The sequence below is a fragment of the Kribbella italica genome, from assembly GCF_014205135.1.
In the GTDB taxonomy this organism is placed as follows: Bacteria; Actinomycetota; Actinomycetes; order Propionibacteriales; family Kribbellaceae; genus Kribbella; species Kribbella italica.
Map to the genome: position 1 here is coordinate 631,435 of NZ_JACHMY010000001.1, position 18,036 is coordinate 649,470.

General features: G+C 71.3%; 15 protein-coding genes. 7 read left to right on the forward strand and 8 right to left on the reverse strand.

Going from position 1 to position 18,036, the window contains the following annotated elements; genetic code table 11:
* Window positions 1–7 precede the first annotated feature (7 nt).
* The 5 genes from HDA39_RS03150 to HDA39_RS03170 all read left to right on the forward strand — a co-directional run bounded on the left by HDA39_RS03150 (window position 8) and on the right by HDA39_RS03170 (window position 4,708).
* Window positions 8–1,294: an extracellular solute-binding protein gene (locus HDA39_RS03150; RefSeq protein WP_184793739.1), complete on the forward strand. Its 1,287-nt coding sequence runs from the start codon at window positions 8–10 to the stop codon at window positions 1,292–1,294.
* Window positions 1,291–2,181 carry a carbohydrate ABC transporter permease gene (locus tag HDA39_RS03155; RefSeq protein ID WP_337925604.1) on the forward strand — a complete coding sequence of 297 codons (891 nt, stop codon included), beginning with the start codon at window positions 1,291–1,293 and terminating at the stop codon, window positions 2,179–2,181. The genes HDA39_RS03150 and HDA39_RS03155 overlap by 4 nt, the downstream gene beginning before the upstream one ends.
* Complete coding sequence (locus tag HDA39_RS03160) at window positions 2,181–3,002, forward strand: carbohydrate ABC transporter permease (RefSeq protein WP_184793741.1); 822 nt, start codon at window positions 2,181–2,183, stop codon at window positions 3,000–3,002. Before HDA39_RS03155 ends, HDA39_RS03160 begins: the two co-directional genes overlap by 1 nt.
* A 35-nt stretch (window positions 3,003–3,037) precedes the next feature.
* Window positions 3,038–4,039 (forward strand): LacI family DNA-binding transcriptional regulator, encoded by a 1,002-nt coding sequence (locus HDA39_RS03165; RefSeq protein ID WP_184793742.1) that lies wholly within the window; start codon window positions 3,038–3,040, stop codon window positions 4,037–4,039.
* A gap of 171 nt (window positions 4,040–4,210) precedes the next feature.
* Window positions 4,211–4,708 carry a DUF3145 family protein gene (locus tag HDA39_RS03170; protein ID WP_184793743.1) on the forward strand — a complete coding sequence of 166 codons (498 nt, stop codon included), beginning with the start codon at window positions 4,211–4,213 and terminating at the stop codon, window positions 4,706–4,708.
* Window positions 4,709–4,959: 251 nt separating this feature from the next.
* Here the strand turns inward: HDA39_RS03170 and HDA39_RS03175 are convergent, their stop codons facing one another.
* The 6 genes from HDA39_RS03175 to HDA39_RS03200 form a co-directional block, all read right to left on the reverse strand.
* Window positions 4,960–6,384: an acyl-CoA carboxylase subunit beta gene (locus HDA39_RS03175; protein WP_184793744.1), complete on the reverse strand. Its 1,425-nt coding sequence runs from the start codon at window positions 6,382–6,384 to the stop codon at window positions 4,960–4,962.
* A 79-nt stretch (window positions 6,385–6,463) separates the two neighbouring features.
* A complete protein-coding gene (locus HDA39_RS03180) occupies window positions 6,464–7,699 on the reverse strand; it encodes a beta-ketoacyl-[acyl-carrier-protein] synthase family protein (RefSeq protein ID WP_184793745.1) in 1,236 nt (411 codons plus the stop codon).
* Window positions 7,700–7,821: 122 nt separating this feature from the next.
* On the reverse strand, window positions 7,822–8,070 hold the full coding sequence (locus HDA39_RS03185; protein WP_077017127.1) for an acyl carrier protein: 249 nt from the start codon (window positions 8,068–8,070) through the stop codon (window positions 7,822–7,824).
* A gap of 76 nt (window positions 8,071–8,146) precedes the next feature.
* Window positions 8,147–9,145 carry a beta-ketoacyl-ACP synthase III gene (locus HDA39_RS03190; RefSeq protein WP_184793746.1) on the reverse strand — a complete coding sequence of 333 codons (999 nt, stop codon included), beginning with the start codon at window positions 9,143–9,145 and terminating at the stop codon, window positions 8,147–8,149.
* 1 nt (window position 9,146) lies between these two features.
* Window positions 9,147–10,337 (reverse strand): acyltransferase domain-containing protein, encoded by a 1,191-nt coding sequence (locus tag HDA39_RS03195; protein WP_184793747.1) that lies wholly within the window; start codon window positions 10,335–10,337, stop codon window positions 9,147–9,149.
* Between the two features lie 78 nt (window positions 10,338–10,415).
* Window positions 10,416–11,609 (reverse strand): PucR family transcriptional regulator, encoded by a 1,194-nt coding sequence (locus HDA39_RS03200; protein ID WP_184793748.1) that lies wholly within the window; start codon window positions 11,607–11,609, stop codon window positions 10,416–10,418.
* Between the two features lie 1,419 nt (window positions 11,610–13,028).
* Here HDA39_RS03200 and HDA39_RS03205 point away from each other — a divergent pair.
* Window positions 13,029–14,072 carry a PHP domain-containing protein gene (locus tag HDA39_RS03205; protein WP_184793749.1) on the forward strand — a complete coding sequence of 348 codons (1,044 nt, stop codon included), beginning with the start codon at window positions 13,029–13,031 and terminating at the stop codon, window positions 14,070–14,072.
* Between the two features lie 929 nt (window positions 14,073–15,001).
* Here HDA39_RS03205 and HDA39_RS03210 read toward each other — a convergent pair.
* Window positions 15,002–16,276, reverse strand: coding sequence for an ADP-ribosylglycohydrolase family protein (locus HDA39_RS03210; RefSeq protein WP_184793750.1), 1,275 nt, complete (start codon window positions 16,274–16,276; stop codon window positions 15,002–15,004).
* A 69-nt stretch (window positions 16,277–16,345) separates the two neighbouring features.
* Here HDA39_RS03210 and HDA39_RS03215 point away from each other — a divergent pair, with 69 nt between their 5' ends.
* Window positions 16,346–17,356: a pirin family protein gene (locus HDA39_RS03215; RefSeq protein ID WP_184793751.1), complete on the forward strand. Its 1,011-nt coding sequence runs from the start codon at window positions 16,346–16,348 to the stop codon at window positions 17,354–17,356.
* A gap of 92 nt (window positions 17,357–17,448) precedes the next feature.
* On the opposite strand, the gene HDA39_RS03220 is transcribed toward HDA39_RS03215, so the two are convergent.
* Complete coding sequence (locus HDA39_RS03220; RefSeq protein WP_184793752.1) at window positions 17,449–17,979, reverse strand: hypothetical protein; 531 nt, start codon at window positions 17,977–17,979, stop codon at window positions 17,449–17,451.
* Window positions 17,980–18,036 lie beyond the last annotated feature (57 nt).

Sequence of the window (18,036 nt, forward strand, 5' to 3'; positions counted from 1 at the left end):
AGTCCCCATGCGTACGACGACGAGGAAAGCGCTTGCCGCCACGGCGGTCGCGGCGAGCCTGGTGCTGACCGGCTGTGGCGGAGGCGAGACCGGCGAGTCCGCCGACGGCACGATCACGCTGACCGTGAAGACCTTCGGCCAGTTCGGCTACGACGACCTGGTCGCGCAGTACGAGGCGTCCCACCCGAGCGTCAAGGTCAAGCAGGAGAACATCGCCAAGCTGGCCGACTACACGCCGAAGCTGCAGCAGTGGCTGACCGCGGGCAGCGGCGCCGGCGACGTGGTCGCGCTGGAGGAGGGCATCCTGATCAAGCTGATGGCCAAGCCCGACCAGTTCGTCAACCTGCTCGACCACGGCGCCGCCGCGCTGAAGGGCAACTTCCTCGACTGGAAGTGGCAGCAGGCCCTGACTCCCGACGGCAACAAGTTGATTGGCCTCGGCACCGACATCGGGGCCCAGGGCATGTGTTACCGCAGCGACCTGTTCGCCAAGGCCGGACTGCCGACCGACCGCGCGAAGGTCGGTGCGCTCTGGCCGACCTGGGACGGATACCTTGCCACCGGCAAGCAGTTCGCTGCCGCGAACACCGGCGCCAGCTTCTTCGACACCGCCGGCACGGTCTACCAGAACATCCTGATGCAGCAGGGCGACCAGACCTATTTCGACCGCGAGAACACGCTGATCGCCGCCACCAACCCCGGCGTCCGGAAGGCGTGGGACCAGACCGTCGCGATGATCGGTGCCGGCCTGTCCGGCAAGCTGCAGATGTGGAGCCCGGCCTGGAACGCCGGCTTCAAGCAGGGCAGCTTCGCGACGATCCCGTGCCCGGCCTGGATGCTCGGCCAGATCAAGGACCAGGCCGGCCCGGAGAACGCCGGCAAGTGGGACGTCGCCCGGGTGCCGGGGCAGGGCGCGGTCCGCGGTGGGTCGTTCCTCGCCGTACCGGCGCAGAGCAAGCACCCGAAGGAGGCCGCCGAGCTGGCGAAGTTCCTGACCAGTCCGCAGGGACAGACCGCGGCGTTCAAGGCGAAGAACAACTTCCCGTCCTCCCCGCAGGCGATCGACGACCCGGCCGTGACCGGTGCGGTGAACGAGTACTTCAGCGACGCGCCGGTCGGCAAGATCTTCGGCCAGTCCGCCAAGAGCCTGAAGCCGGTCTACCTCGGGCCGGACAACCAGGTCGTCGGCGACGGGATCGGTGACGCGCTGACCGCGATCGAGCAGGGCAAGCTCGGCCCCGACCAGGCATGGACGAAGGCGATGAACGACGCCGAGCGGGCCGCGGGCAAGTGAACCGGAGCCGCCTCGACCTGCATGGAGCGCCGTACTTCTTCGTCACGCCGTTCTTCCTGCTCTTCGCCGTGTTCGGCTTCTTCCCGCTCGTCTACACCGCCTGGGTCTCGCTGCGGTCGTGGGACCTGACCGGCGACGCCGGCTTCGTCGGTACGGCGAACTACCAGCGCCTGCTCGCCGACCCCGACTTCTGGAACGCGATGCTGAACACGCTCGGCATGTTCCTGCTGTCGACGGTGCCGCAGCTGTGCTTCGCGCTGGTCATCGCCGGACTGCTGAACCGCCCGATCCGCGCGCTGATGCTGTTCCGGCTCGGCGTACTGGCTCCGATCGTCACCTCGGTGGCGGCCGTGGCCATCGTGTTCGGGCAGCTGTACGGGCGCGACGCCGGACTGGTCAACGGGGTGCTCGGGCTGGTCGGCATCGGCCCGATCGACTGGCAGGCGGGCAAGGGATCGTCGTGGATCGCGGTGGCCAGCATGGTCAACTGGCGCTGGACCGGTTACAACGCGCTGATCTATCTGGCCGCGATCCAGGCGATTCCGCGAGATCTGTACGAGGCGGCGCAACTGGACGGCGCCGGGGCGGTGCGGCAGTTCCGGTCGATCACCGTGCCGCTGATCCGGCCGGCGCTGATCTTCACCGTGGTGATGTCGACGATCGGCGGCATGCAGCTGTTCACCGAGCCGCTGCTGTTCGGCCAGGGCGACATCTCCGGCGGCAGCCTGCGCCAGTTCCAGACCGTCGCGATGTACATGTTCGAGCAGAGCTTCCAGAACTTCGACTACGGCTACGGATCCGCGATCGCCTGGATGATCTTTCTGCTCACCGTGCTGGCCGGTGTCGCCAACGCCCTGATCGCCCGCCGGCTGAAAGGTGGCATCTGATGAGAACCCGTGGCAACGCCCTGGTCTATCTCACCCTGATCGTCAGTCTGGTGCTGTCGGTCTTCCCGCTGTACTGGCTGTTCGTCGTCGCCACCCGGTCGAACGACGTCATCGGCCAGCTGCCGCCGCCGCTGATCCCCGGCGGCAACCTCGGCGCCAACGTGAGCCGCCTGTTCGGCGCCGAGGACGCGCACTTCGCCCTCGGCCTGGTGAACTCGATGGTCGCGTCGGTCGCCGTCACGGTGTCGGTGGTGTTCTTCTCGTCGCTGGCCGGCTTCGCCTTCGCCAAACTACGGTTCCGCGGCCGCAACGCCCTGCTGCTCGTCGTCCTGGCCACGATGATGGTCCCGGTCCAGATGGGCATCGTGCCGCTCTACATGGTGATGGTGAAGCTCGGTTGGCAGAACCAGTTGCAGGCCGTCGTCGTGCCGTTCCTGGTGTCGGCCTTCGGGGTCTTCCTGATGCGCCAGTACGCCGAACGCGCGGTGCCCGACGAGCTGATCGAGGCCGCGCGGCTGGACGGGTGCAGCACGTTCGGCCTGTTCGTCCGGGTGGTGTCGCCGGCGCTGCGGCCGGGCGCCGCCGTACTGGGACTGTTCACGTTCATGAGCACCTGGAACGAGTTCCTCTGGCCGCTGGCGATTCTCGAGGCGGACAACCCGACCGTGCAGTTCTCGCTGAGCCAGCTGGCGACGCAGTACTACACCGACTACACGCTGATGTTCTCCGGAACGCTGATCGCGACCGTGCCGCTGGCGGTGGTGTTCGTGCTGTTCGGCCGGCAGATCGTCAGCGGCATCATGGACGGCGCCGTCCGCTGAACTAACCTCTATCCATTCGACGACGAAGGAGCGGGATGCCGAAGCGGCAGGTGACGCTCGACGAGGTGGCCGAGCGGGCGGGAGTCTCGCGGTCGGCCGCGTCGCGGGTGATCAACAACGCCCCGCACGTCAGCCGGGCCAAGCGCGAGGCGGTGCAACGCGCCGTCGACGCGCTCGGGTACGTGCCCAACGCAACGGCTCGCGCGCTGGCCACGCAGCAGGCCGGGTCGGTGGTGCTGGCGATCTCGGGGGAGGACCCGGCGCTGTTCGCCGACCCGTTCTTCGCCGAGGTGGTGGTCGGGATCTCGTCGGTGCTGGAGGAGACCGATCTCGAGCTCGTCCTGTCGCTTGCCACGTCCCGGCGCGGCCAGGCGCGGCTCGAGCAGTTGCTGCGGACCCGGCAGGCGGACGGCGTGATGCTGATGTCCCTGCACGAGAACGACCCGCTCGCCGCGCTCGCGCAGCAGGCCGACGTACCGGTGGTGTTCGGTGGCCGGCCGCGCGACTTCGAGCCGTCGTACTACGTGGACGCGGACAACCGCGGTGGCGCGCGGGCCGCGACCGAGCACCTGATCGCCGGCGGCCGGACCAGGATCGCGACGATCACCGGACGCCTCGACGAAGGAGCCGGTACGGCGCGGTACCAGGGCTTCCAGGACGCGCTCGCGATCGCCGGGCTCGAGGCGAGCCGGGTCGCGCACGGCGAGTTCGCCGAGGACGGCGGCGCGAAGGCGATGGGGGAGTTGCTGAGCCGCTGGCCGGACCTGGACGGGGTGTTCGTCGCCTCGGACCAGATGGCGGTCGGCGCGATGCGGGTCCTGCGGGAGGCCGGGAAGTCCGTACCGGAAGATGTCGGGGTGGTCGGCTTCAACGACATCTCCGGCGCGCGGCACACCGTTCCGCCGCTCACGACCGTGCACCAGCCGATCCAGGCGCTCGGCCGGGAGATGGCCCGGATGCTGCTCGCGCTGCTCGCGGGAGAGCAACCTAGTCCACTGATCCTGCCGACGCGACTGGTGGTCCGCGCGTCGGGTTGAGCGTTACGGACCGGCCGGTGCCGGATCGCGACACGACGGTGATGTAGTTGACACGGCGAGGTTGCTGGTGTCAAAGGGATCTGTGGTGCAAGATGGACCTCGCTGTCAGGTCCGTCTGACTGTGATCGAGAACGCTGGGGAAGGCGCAGCTCGAGCACAAAGGAGGCCCTGGTGGCGACGACTCGTGGCGTTCTGTACGTCCACACTGTGCCGTCAGCGCTGTGCCCGCATGTCGAGTGGGCAGCGGGCGGCATCCTTGGCGTGCCCGTGAAACTGGACTGGACACCGCAGCCCGCGGCCCAGGGCCAGTACCGGGCCGAGCTGTCGTGGCAGGCGGAAGCCGGTACGGCGGCCAAGCTGGCGTCCGCGTTGCGCGGATGGCAGAAGCTGCGTTTCGAGGTGACCGAGGAGCCCAGCAACGGCGTCGAGGGGGAGCGGTACTCGTTCACCCCGGCGCTCGGGGTCTTCCACGCGACCACCGGGGTGCACGGCGACATCATGGTGCCCGAGGACCGGCTGAAGGCCGCGATGCTCAAGGCCGCCAGTGGCGAGGCCGACCTGACCGAAGAGGTCGAACGGCTGCTGGGAAGGCCGTGGGACGACGAACTGGAGCCGTTTCGCTACGCAGGTGACGGTGCTCCCGTTCGCTGGCTGCACCAGGTTGTGTAGGCATTGAATCAACCGCTCGACAGCAAACCTGAGAAGTTCTGAAGAAAGCAGTGCAGGCAGGAGCTTTTCGGCAGATTGTCGAGGATGCTGGAGACCCACAGCTTCCCCGGAGGATCCGGGGACCAGGCCGTGGCCGCTGGGCCACCGGGTGTCGGGACACCCCCGGTTGTCACCAACAGCGGCCGCACCACGTGGAAAGGGCGCGGACCTCACGGTCCGCGCCCTTTCTCTTGTCTGCAAGGGAATTTGTTCTACAAGGGAATGTTTCCGTGCCGTCCTCGGACCTTGCCGTTCTCCTCGGCCGTCGCGATCGCCGCGGCCAGAGCGGACCGGGTCTTGGCCGGCTCGACGACCTCGTCGACCACGCCGATCTCCCGGGCCCGCTCGATCCCGCCGGCGATCTTCTCGTGCTCGGCGGCCAGCTCGGCCTCGACCTGCGCGCGCAGCTCCGGCGCGACGTCGGCGAGCTTGCGCCGGTGCAGGATCCGGATCGCCGCCACCGCGCCCATCACCGCGACCTCGGCCCGCGGCCAGGCGAACACCCGGGTCGCTCCGAGCGAGCGCGCGTTCATCGCGATGTACGCGCCGCCGTACGTCTTGCGCGTCACCAGCGTGACCCGCGGGACGACCGACTCCGCGAAGGCGTGCAGCAGCTTGGCACCCCGTCGTACGACGCCGTCCCACTCCTGCCCGACGCCCGGCAGATAGCCCGGTACGTCGACCAGCACCACCATCGGGACGCCGAACGCGTCGCACATCCGGACGAACCGCGACGCCTTCTCCGCCGACAGCGCGTCCAGGCAGCCGCCGAGGCGCAGCGGGTTGTTCGCGATCACGCCGACCGTGCGCCCGCCGAGGCGGCCGAGCGTGGTGACGATGTTCGGCGCCCAGCGCTGGTGCAGCTCCACGCCGGAGTCCTCGTCGAGCACGCCGCCGACCAGCGGGTGCACGTCGTACGCGCGCTTGGCCGACTCCGGCAGCAGCCCGGACAGATCGGTGTCGGACACCTCGCCGGACACGTCGCCCTGGTTCGCGAACAGGTCGGCCAGCTGGCGCGCCTTCTCGAGCGCGGCGGCCTCGGTGTCGGTGGTGATGTGGACGACGCCGGAGCGCCGGCCGTGCGGCTCGGGACCGCCGAGGCGCAGCATGTCGACGTCCTCGCCGGTGACCGAGCGGACGACGTCCGGGCCGGTGACGAAGATCCGCCCCTCCGGACCGAGGATCACCACGTCGGTCAGCGCCGGCCCGTACGCCGCACCGCCGGCCGCGGGGCCGAGCACGACGGAGATCTGCGGGATCTTGCCGGAGGCCTGCGTCATCGCGTAGAAGATCTTGCCGACGGCGTGCAGGCTGAGCACGCCCTCGGCGAGCCGGGCTCCGCCGGAGTGCCACAGCCCGATGATCGGCAGCTCCTCGCGCCGCGCCACCTCGTACGCCGTACAGACGACCTCGCAGCCCTCGTCGCCCATCGCGCCGCCCATCACGGTCGCGTCGGAGCAGAAGGCGACGACGCGCGCGCCGGCGATCGTGCCGCGGACGGCGAGCATGCCGGACAGGTCGTCGGGCGTGATCAGCTCGAGGCTGCCGGGGTCGAGCAGTTGGGTGAGTCGGGTGAACGGGTTGCGCGGGTCCAGCTCGCGCGGCAGCTTGGCCGGTTTCGCGGGGGCAGTGGTCATGGGCATCTCCGGGGGATCAGCTAGCTCGAACTGCCTGCTGGAACTGATGGGCCGGGGCAGTCCCGGCCCATCACGAGAATCAGATCGACTTGAAGGCCAGGGCGACGTTGTGCCCGCCGAAGCCGAAGGAGTTGTTCAGCGCCGCGACGTCACCGTCGGGCAGCTTGCGCTGCTCGGTGGCGATGTCGAGGTCGACGCCGTCGTCCACCTTGTCGACGTTGATCGTCGGCGGTACGACGCGGTGGTGCAGCGCGAGCACCGTGGCGATCGACTCGACCGCACCGGCCGCGCCGAGCAGGTGACCGACCATCGACTTCGGCGCGGTGGCGATCGCGTGGTCGGTCGCGCTGCCGAGCGCCTTGCGGATCGCGATCGCCTCGGCGACGTCACCGGTCGGGGTGGAGGTCGCGTGCGCGTTGATGTGCACGATGTCGCCGGCCGCCAGGTCGCCCTCGCGCAGCGCCTGCAGCATCGCGCGCTCGGCGCCGGAACCGGTCGGGTCGGGCTGCACGATGTCGTGGCCGTCGGCGGTGATGCCGGCGCCGGCGAACTCGGCGTAGATCTTCGCGCCGCGGGCGACCGCGTGCTCGTAGGTCTCCAGGACCAGGACGCCGGCGCCCTCACCGAGCAGGAAGCCGTCGCGGTCGACGTCCCACGGACGCGACGCGCGCTCCGGGTCGTCGTTGCGCTTGCTGAGCGCCATCATCTGGCCGAACGCGGCCAGCGGCAGCCCGGCGATCGACCCCTCGGCGCCACCGGCGACGACGATGTCGGCGCGGCCGAGCCGGATCTGGTCGGCGGCCAGCGAGATCGCCTCGTTGCTGGAGGCGCACGCCGAGACCGGGGTCTGGACGCCGGCCAGCGCGCCGAGCTCGAGGCCGACGTTGGCGGCCGCGGAGTTCGGCATCAGCATCGGGATCGCCAGCGGCGAGACCCGGCGCGGGCCGCTGCGCAGCGCATCGTAGTTGGTCAGCGTGGTGAGCAGGCCGCCGATCCCGGTGGCGATCGCGACGCCCAGGCGGGTCTTGTCCAGCTCGACGTCGGCCAGGCCGGAGTCGGCCCAGGCCTCGCGGGCGGCGACCACGGCGAACTGCGCGTTGCGGTCCAGGCGGCGGGCCTTGACCCGCTCGATGATCTCGGTCGGTTCGACCGCGGCCGGAGCCGCGATCTTCACCGGCAGTTCCTCGACCCAGTCGGCGGTCAGCAGCTTGGCGCCGGACCGGCCGGCCAGCAGGCCTTCCCAGGTACTGGCGACGTCGCCCCCGACCGGGGTCGTCGCTCCGAGCCCGGTGATCACGACTCGGGTCTTCGACATGGTTACCTCATCCTTCGGCGAGAGAACTGGTGCGGTGGGGGTCCTGCTGGTACGGCGTACCGGCGGCGTGCTCACCGGGCCTCAGGCCCGGCGAGCAACCGCTGCCGGCACGATCGGCTTCGTCAGCCGTTCTGGGCGCGCTCGATGAACGCGACCGCGTCGCCGACGGTCTTCAGGTTCTTGACCTCGTCGTCGGGGATCTTCACGCTGAACTTCTCCTCGGCGGCCACCACGACCTCCACCATGGAGAGCGAGTCGACGTCGAGGTCGTCGGTGAAGGACTTGTCCAGCTGGACGTCCTCGACCGGGATCCCCGCGATCTCGTTGACGATCTCGGCGAGGTTGCTGCGGATCTCTTCGGTGCTGGCCATCTGTGTGGTTTCCCTTTCGGATTTCTGCTGCTCTGGTACGCCGGGACGCGTGGCCCCGGACATCTGAGGGGTCGTACTACGGGATGCGGATGACCTGACCGGCGTACACCAGTCCGGCCCCGAACCCGATGATGAGCGCGAGGTCGCCGCTCTTCGCCTCGCCACTCTCGCGCATCGCGCTGATCGCGAGCGGGACCGACGCGGCCGAGGTGTTGCCCTGCCGCTCGATGTCGCGGGCGACCTTGACGTGCTCGGGCAGCTTCAGCGCCCGCCGCATCGCGTCGGTGATCCGCATGTTCGCCTGGTGCGGCACGAACAGGTCCAGGTCCTCGGCGCTGACGCCGGCCACGTCCAGCGCCTGCTGCGCGGCCCTGGCCATCTCGTACGCCGCCCAGCGGAAGACCGGGTTGCCGTCCATCTTCAGGTTCGGCCAGTTGTAGCTGCCGGCCGCCTCCTGCCAGGACTCCTTCTGGCTGATCAGTTCGTGCTGCGTGCCGTCGGAGCCCCAGACCACCGGGCCGATGCCCGGCTCGTCGGACGGGCCGATCACGGCCGCGCCGGCGCCGTCGGCGAAGATGAACGCCGTACTGCGGTCGGTCCGGTCGGTGATGTCGCTCAGGCGCTCGACGCCGATCGCGAGCACGTACTTCGCACTGCCGCCGCGGACCAGGTCACTGGCCATCGCGACCCCGTAGCAGAAGCCGGCGCAGGCGGCCGAGATGTCGAACGCGGCGGCCGTGGGGGCGCCGACCCCGACCGCGATCTGGGTCGCGATCGCGGGGGTCTGGTACAGGTGGGTGACGGTGGCGACGACGACGCAGCCGATCTGCGCCGGGTCGATGCCGGAGTCGCGCAGCGCTTCCTTGGCGGCCTCGACCGACATCATCAGCACGGTCTCGTCGGGCTCGGCCCAGCGCCGCTCGCGGATCCCGGACCGGGTCCGGATCCACTCGTCGCTGGAGTCGATCTGCTCGAGGATCACCGAGTTCGGCACGACCGTCCGCGGGCGGTAGGCGCCCATGCCGAGTACGGCGGTGTGCTCGGCACCCTGGACGCTCGCGATCGAACCGGTCATGTCAGTTTCCTCCGCTCGGGTGCAGCCGCACCAGCGGCTGCCCGGGGGCGACGGGGTCGCCCTCCTCGACCAGCCACTCGACGACGATGCCGCCGTGCGGCGCACGCACCTCGAGCTCGTCGCGCAGGCTCTTCACCGACGCGACCACCTCGCCGGCCTCGACCGCGTCACCGGTCTCGCGCTTGACCTGCGCCTCGCGGGTGAAGGTGCCCTTCATCGGCGCGACCAGCAGCCGCCAGGTCGGCGACGCGTCGATCTCCGACGGGCTGCCGTGCTTGTCGACGAACGCGCGGGCGTCGTCGAGCTGGTCCGGCGTCTTCAGCGCGAACGTCTCGACCCCCTTCAGCGCCCGCCGGGCGATCCCGGTCAGCGTGCCGGCCGGGGTCATCTCCAGGATGCCGGTGACCTGCAGGTCGGCCATCGTCTGCATGCACAGGTCCCAGCGGACCGGCGCGTTGACCTGCTGGACCAGCCGCTGCAGGACGTCGCGGCCGTCGTGCACGACCTGGCCGTCGCGGTTCGAGATCAGCCGCGTCCGCGGGTCGTGGGTGGTGATCGAGTTGGCGTACCCGGCCAGGGTCTGTACGGCGGGTTCCATGTGGCGGGTGTGGAACGCCCCGGCCACCGAGAGCGGGATCAGCCGGGCCTTGGCCGGCGGGTCGGCCGCCAGCGCGGCCAGCTCCTCGACGGTGCCGGCGGCAACGATCTGGCCGGGGCCGTTGTCGTTGGCCGCGGTCAGCCCGTACTGCGTGAGCTTGGCCAGGATCTCGTCCCGGTCGCCGCCCAGGACGGCGGTCATCGAGGTCGGGGTCAGCGCGGCCGCGGCGGCCATCGCCTTGCCACGCTCGCGGACCAGGACCATCGCCTGCTCGGCGCTGATCACGCCGGCCCCGACGGCCGCGGCGATCTCGCCGACACTGTGCCCGGCCAGCGCGCCCATCTTCTGGAACGCGTCACCGGGGTGCGGGAAGACCGCCAGCGCGGCGAGCATGCTGGACGCGACCAGCAGCGGCTGCGCGATCGCGGTGTCGCGGATGGTGTCCGCGTCGGCCTTGGTGCCGTAGTGGGCGAGGTCGAGACCGGCGACCGCGGACAGCCAGTTCAGCCGGTTCTCGAAGACTGGGTCCTCCAGCCACGGCTCGAGGAAACCTGGGGCCTGGGCGCCCTGACCGGGCGCGACGATGACGAGCACGTGACAACTCTCCCTGAGCCGGGCCGTTCGTGGGTCTCCCGGCGGTACGAATTCTACCGGCCGGAGTTTGTAGGGATCCTACAAAACCGTCGTACCCGGCTCGCGGTTGAGCAGGCGGCCCAGTGCCAGTGCGACACGCAACGTGAAAGCGTCTCGCGGGTTGCCCGGGGAGTAGCCGGTGATTTCGCCCACACGCTTCAGCCGGTACCGGACGGTATTGGCGTGGATGAACATCGTGCGGGCCGTCGCCTCGATCGAACCGCCGGAGTCCAGGTACGCGCTGACGGTGTCCAGGAGGACTCCATCGCCTATCGTGAGCGGGCCGTAGACGTCGGTGGCGAGCTGGCGACGGGCGTGACCGTCGCCGGACAGGGACCGCTCGGGCAGCAGTTCGTCGGCGTGGACCGGACGCGGAGCGCCCGGCCAGGCGGGTGCGGCGCGCAGTCCGGCGACCGCCGCGCGAGCCGACGTGACGGCCGACATCAGGTCCTTGACGACCGGGCCGACGACGATCGGACCAGGTCCGAACCACGCGGCCAGCTTTTGTACGATCTCCACAGGTTTACTCGTACCACCGAGTACTACGACCAGCCGGTCGCCCTGCATCGCGCACAACGCGTCGGCCCCGGCCTCCCGCGCCGCCGCCCGGACGGAGTCCGCGACGTTCGCCGTACCGGACTCTCCTTCGAGCGCCCTTCCCACCACGACGGCCACCTCTGATGATCCGCTGGCACCGGTCCACCCCAGCGCCGACGCCCGCGACCGCACCGACTCGTCCGCCTCGCCCCGAATCACCGAGTCCACCACCAGCGCCTCGAGCCGAGCGTCCCACGCGCCCCGCATCTCCGCCGCCTGCGCGTAGACCGTCGCCGCCGCGAACGCCACCTCCCGCGCGTACCGCTGCATTGCCTCCCGCACCGCCGGCACGTCGTCCTCCGGCAGCAGATCGCCGATCGTGTTCTCGATCATCTCGATCGTGGTCCGCAACAACTCGACCGTCTGGTGCAGGCTGATCACCCGCGTGAACTCCCGCGGCGCGGACCCGAACATCCGCGTCGGCATCGAAGAGTTCGCCTCCGGATCGCGAAACCAGTCCACGAACGCCGTGATCCCCGACTGCGCCACCAACCCGATCCACGACCGATCCTGCGCCGACAACGTCCTGAACCAGGGCAACTCCTCATCCATAGCCGCCATCGCCGCCGTGGCAAGCGCCCCCGTAGCCCCCTGCAACCGCTCAGCCCGAGCCACATGCCCTTTGCCCTTAGCCATCACCACGCCCCGACCATAACCGCCACGGTCTTGGCGGGCGGGACGCCGGACGCGGTGCCTGCCTGCGCCAGCGGCTCGCCCGCGCCGCGCGCCCGTATGCCGATTCCGCGCTGTACGCGCCAGTGCCACTCGCCCGCACGCCGCCTCCACGCGGCGGCACCGCGCGCCCGCTCCCCGCCGCAGTTGCCGGCGCCGTGCGCCCGTACGCCGACTCTCCGCCGTACGCGCCCCCGCGCCGCTCGCCCGCAGGCCGGCTCCACGGCGTACGCGCCGCTCGCCCACAGGCTGGCTCCCCGCCCACTCCGCTCGCCGCCGTGCGCGCTCCCCGCCGTGCGCGCTCCCCGCCTGCACCACTCGCCGATTTCCGCGCCAGGGCCCCACCACCTGCTCGCCCGCCCCCACGCGCCGCGCTCCCGGCGCCGCCTGCCGGCTCGCCCGGTCCCGCCGCGTTCGGCGTGCGTCGTCTGCGCCGCCTCCTCGCCCGCTCGCCGCTGCGCGCCCCCGGCGTCGCCTGCCGACCCACGCCCGCCGCGGGCGTCGGCGCCTCCACGCTCCCGCGCCGCCGCGCTCCCGAGCCGCCGCACCCACCACCTGTTCGCCCGACGCCGCGCTCCCGACGCCCGCCCGTCGTTCGCGCCACCTTCTCGTCCGCGCGCTCCCGCGCCGTCGCGCGTCGCCCACTCCCGCCGCGTACCCGCCGCGCATCGCCCGGGTCATCACCTCGCCCGCGCGTTCCCGCGGCGCCGCCTGCCTGCCGGCCCGGTCCTGCCGCGCACCCCGCCGCGCGTGGCCCGCGCCACTTCCCTCGTCTGCGCGCTCCCGCGCCCCGGCGCAGCCTGCAGGCTGGCCCCCACTCCCGCGACACCGCCGCCCCGCGCCGTCTGCAGGCAGGCCCACCCCCGCCGCGTACTCGCCGTGCGTCGTCCGCGCCGCCTCCTCGCCTGGCTGTTCGCGCGCCGCCGCGCTTCCGCGACACCGCCGCGCCGCGCGCCGTCTGCCGGGCAGGTCCACCGCGCTCTCGCGCCATCGCGCCTGCGACGCCTGCCGGCTCGACCAGTCTCGCCGCGTTCTCGCCGTGCGCCGTTCGCGTCACCTCCGCGCTCCCGCGCCACCTCCGCGCCACCTCCTCGCCAGCTCGCGTGGCGGGGCTCGCTCGTGCTCTCCATCCGGGCCGCCGCGCAGGCAGGTGCTGCGACAGGCGCCGTACTGCTCTCACCTTGTGCACCGGCCGGCCGGCGCGGGTGGTGGTTTGTGGCTGAGCGGTGCACGAGGTGGGGGAGGTGGTGAGCCTGGACCCCAACCTTGTGCGCCGGCCCGTCGTCGTGGGCGGCGGGATGTGGCTGGGTGGTGCTCGAAGTCGGGGAGGTGGGGACGGGGTTCTGCCGGTGGTTGGTCGGTGGGACCCGCCATGATGGGGGGATGAGTGACAAGGCTGGGGTGGTGGCGGCGGTTGAGGCGTTGCGGGCGATCGGGTACTACCTCGAGCGGGACCGCCAGCCGACTCATCGGGTGAAGGCGTACCGGCGGGCGGCGGACACGATCGAGGGGTTGCCGGCGACCGAGGTGCGGGCGCGGAAGCGGGCGGGGACGCTGACCGAGTTGCCGGGGATCGGGCCGAAGACCGAGGCGGTGATCCTGGAGGCGATGGACGGCGCCGTACCGGCGTACCTGACGAAACTCGAGCAGGGAGCCGCCGCACTGACCGAGGACGGTACGGCGATGCGCTCCGCGCTGAAGGCCGACCTGCATCTGCACTCGGACTGGTCCGACGGCGGCAGCCCGATCGAGGAGATGGCGCGGACGGCGGCGCGGCTCGGGCACTCGTACATCGCACTGACCGACCACTCGCCGCGCCTGACGGTCGCGAACGGGCTCTCGCGCGAACGGCGGCTGCAGCAGCTCGACGTCGTCGCCGAGCTGAACCAGAAGCTCGCCGACGAGCTCGACGGGTTCCGGATCCTGAACGGGATCGAGGTCGACATCCTCGACGACGGTTCGCTGGACTGCGACACCGAGATCCTCGCGCGCCTGGACATCGTCGTCGCGAGCGTGCACTCCAAACTGCGGATGGCGTCCGAACCGATGACCGAGCGGATGGTCAAGGCGATCGCCAACCCCCACGTCGACATCCTCGGCCACTGCACCGGCCGCCTGGTCACCGGCGGGCGCGGGACTCGCCCGGAGTCGGACTTCGATGCCGAGGTCGTGTTCGAAGCGTGCCGCCAGTTCGGTACGGCGGTCGAGATCAACTCCCGCCCCGAACGCCTCGACCCACCCCGCCGCCTGCTGACGATCGCCGTCGAGACCGGCTGCCAGTTCTCCATCGACACCGACGCCCACGCCCCCGGCCAGCTCGACTGGCAACCGTACGGGTGCGAACGCGCCGAGGAATGCGGCGTCGAGCAGGAGAACGTCATCAACACGTGGTCGATGGACGACCTACTGGAGTGGACCAACAGCTGACACGCGTACGGCGGTAAGTGCTTCTCCGCCCGACCAGTTCACCCGGCGCCCGCGGGGCAGATCGCGGCTTACCGCCCGCAGCTCCGGCGGTCTATGGGGACCGGGGTGTGCGTGTGGACGGCGGTATAGGCGCACGCCCACCGCGGGCGCCAGCCGTCCGGCTATGGCAGTCACGGGTGGGCTTGGGGATGTGCCGGGTGACGGTGGAGGGCGCGACCTGCAGGCCGCACGCGCACAGCAGGCGCCAGCCGCTCGGCTCCCGCTGCGACCCGCGGGCTTGGGGGTGTGTGGGGTGACGGTGGAAGGGGCGACTTGCAAGCTGCAGTACGCGCACGGCGGGCGGCGGCCGCCCGGCTCCCGCAGTACGCGCACGGCGGGCGCCAGCCGCCCGGAGGGCGCGACCTGCTGGCCGCAGCCCGCGCACGGCGGGCGGCGGGCGGCAGCAGCCCGGCTCCCGCCGTCACGGGTGGGCTTTGGGGCGTGTGCGGGGTGACGGTGGAGGGGCGACTCGCAGGCCGCGGCACGCGCACAGCGGGCGCCGGCCGTCCGGCTCCCGCAGTACGCGTACGGCGGGCGCCAGCCGCTCGGCTCCCGCACCCATGGTGGGCTTGGGGGCGTGTGGGATGACGGTGGAGGGCGCGACCTGCAGGCCGCAGCTCGCACACCGCGGACGGCAGCCGCCCGGCTCCCGCAACCACGGCTGGTTTGGGGGATGTGTCGGATGACTGGCGTTGGGCGCGCCCGGGGTAGTCGACCAGGATCTGCCGGCCCCGGCCCCCAGGCCCCGTCCCGACCCCAGGCCCAGCCCGGGCCCCGGCCGCGTGGCGCGATCCGCCTGTGCAGCGGCTCGAACAGCGCGGACGACCGGGCCAGTAAAGGCGGCGCTGGTGTGCGGGAGCGCTTTGGCGTGCGGGCGAGGGCGAGGCCGGCTAGTGATGGAGAGCTGTCGTCCGGGTGACGAGTTCGTCGATAGTGATGCGGTCGAAGCCTCGGACTGCTGAGCGGACCGTGCCGTTGCCGGCGTTCGCCAAAGCCGGGGGGATCGAGGCCGCACCGTGGAGGGCGCCGAAGACGCTGCCTACGGTGGCGCTGGTGGAGTCGGTGTCTCGGCCGGCGCCTACGGAGAGGGCGAGGGTGCGGACGTAGTCGTCGTGGCCCCAGAGGAGGGCGGTGGTGATGATGGCGGCGTTGTTGAGGGTGTGGACCCAGTTGTAGGCCAGCGTTTCGTCGATCCAGTCGAGAGCTTCCTCGGCCGTGGCGTCCTGCTCGTGGAGGTCGAGGAGGCAGCGTTGGCTGTCGGCGAGGCGGGAGCGGGGTGGGACGACGGTGAGGGCTGTGCGGAGTGCTTCGGCGGGAGTGGTGGCGACGAGGGCTTGGGCGACGAGGGCGGCGGCCCACTGCGCGCCGTACAGGCCGTTGGCTGTGTGGGACAGGCTGGCGTCGACCAGCGCGAGGCGGGCGGCTTCCGCGGGGTTGCCGGGGCTCGCGTAGCCGTAGGCGTCGACGCGGATGAGGGCGCCGATCCACTCGCGGTACGGGTTGCGGGTGGTGGCCGTGTCCGGCGGGCGCAGGCCGTGGACGAGATTGCGGTACGCCGCGCGCTCGGCGGTGTACGTCTGCGTGAACGGCATCCGGTCGAGCCACTCGCGGGCGACGTCCTCCGTGCGCAGCTCGCGGCCGTACGTCTCCAGCAGGTGCAGCCCGAGCATCGTCCAGTCGAGGTCGTCGTCGCGCGGTACGGCGTCGAACCGGCCGGCCGACGCCTCGGCGGCTGACGGGTGCAAGGTGATGCCGGGCGGCGGCGTCGCGACGTACGGGACGAAGCCGCTCAACGGCCAGTCGTCGGCTGCTTCCAGATAGGTCCGTACGTCGGCGCGGCTGAGGCCTTCGACGGGCTTGCCCATGGTGTTGCCGACGCAGCGGCCGAGCCAGGCGCCTCGGATGCGGTCGGCCAGGTCATCACTCGTTTGCGCGGGACCTGGCGCCTCCGCCACTTGGGAGACAGCTGAGGGCTCGTCGTACGGCCAGTCGGGGTCTCGGCGTAGTGCGGCCAGCGCGGACTCGATGTCGGCCAGCTGCGTCAGGTCACCGGCGGCCGCGGCGATGCGGGCGCGGGCGTGCAGGTCGCCGACGGCGTACCCGGAACTCTCCAGCTGCTCCGCCTCGTCCGGGACCAGGTCGCGAAGATCGAGAACGTCGTGCACGGCGAGCCTCCAGTGGTCGGGTCCTGCCTACCCGACCACGCATCAGGGGCCGGAGTCCATACTCGTCCCATGAGCGACTTGGAGAAGGACCCGGCCGAGGTCGTCTGTGACGGGACCGGCGCCGAGGGGCCGGTGCAGGAGTTGCTGGAGCCGCGGCAGGTGGTGCTCGGCCGGACCACGAAGGTCCGTCGGCTGCTGCCGAACAAGAACCGCCGGATGGTCGGCGCGTGGTGCTTCGCCGACCACTACGGGCCCGACGACCTGACCCAGCGGGTCGACTCGTACGACGGGCCGGGGGAGCAGGGCATGCGCGTGCCGCCGCACCCGCACACCAGCCTGCAGACGGTGAGCTGGCTGTTCGAGGGCGAGATCGAGCACCGCGACTCGGCCGGCTCGCACGCGATGGTCCGCCCGGGCGAGCTCAACATCATGACGTCTGGCCCGGGCATCGCGCACTCGGAGATCTCGTTGCCCTCGGCACCTCCAACGCTGCACGGCGCGCAACTGTGGGTCGCCCTGCCCGAGTCCGCGCGCAACACCGTGACGCCGACCTTCAACGCGTACGCCGACCTGCCGGTGCTCGAGCTCGACGGTGCCCGCGCGAAGGTGATGATCGGCACGGTCGGCGGCGTCACGTCGCCGGCTCCGGCGTACACGCCGCTGGTCGGCGCCGATTTCACGATCGAGCCCGGGCGGACCGTCGAGGTGCCGCTGACGTCCGAGTTCGAGTACGCCGTCCTGGTGGTCGACGGCTCGGTCGACGCCGGAGAGGTCGCGCCGGCGTTCGGCGAGATGGCGTACTTCGGCACCGGACGCCGAACGATCGAGCTGACCGCTGGGCCCGACGGCGCCCGATTCCTGCTGCTCGGGGGTGAGCCGTTCGAGGAACAGCTGGTGATGTGGTGGAACTTCATCGGCCGCTCGCACGAGGAGGTCGTTGCCGCTCGCAACGACTGGATGGCGTCGGTCGACGCGCACGGCTCGGCCCGCTTCCCGGCCGTCCCCGGCTACGACGGCGACCCGCTCCCGGCCCCGCCGCTGCCCGGCACCCGCCTGAAGCCGAGGCCACGCTCCCGCTGACCTCACGCAGACCGTGCTCCCCGCCCAGGATCCCTCCCAGGGCGGGGAGAGGCGCGACGCAGTCTCCCGCGAAGGGCCGATCCCGTGCGGCCTCATGCGACCAGCACGCTTTCCCGCCGGACACCGCTCACGCGGCGCCGGTAGTACGCCCACGTCAGCACCAGCAGCGCAGGGCCCCACAGGTTCAGCGGCGCGTAGCAGGCGACCATCAGCACCGCCGCGCCGTCGCTGCTGAACGGCAGCCACTGCGCGGTGAACGCGTCGCGGAACCCGTACGTCCAGATCGCGATCAGGGCCAGGCTCCCCAGCGTCGCCGGCACGATCGCCGCGTACGGCGCCACCCGCCGCCCGCCGATCCACGGGATCCACGCAGGCACCACCTCACCCCACCGCCGCACCATCCCGAACGCCGTCAACGCGACCGCCTCGGAGAACAGCGTCAAGCACACGATGTAGATGTGCTCGCCGGGACCGTGCAGCGTCACCGGCCGCCCGGCGTCGTCCAGCATGCCCATCGACGACCCGGCCACCAGCCCCAGCCGCCACAGGCCGGACGGCAGCACCATGAACGGAATCGCGTGCGCCAGCCACTCGGCCCACCGCGGTACAGGTCTCTCGGTCATGCCCTCAAGCTTGCAAGGCAAAAGCCCCGAAAACCTCACCCACACGAGGGATTCGGC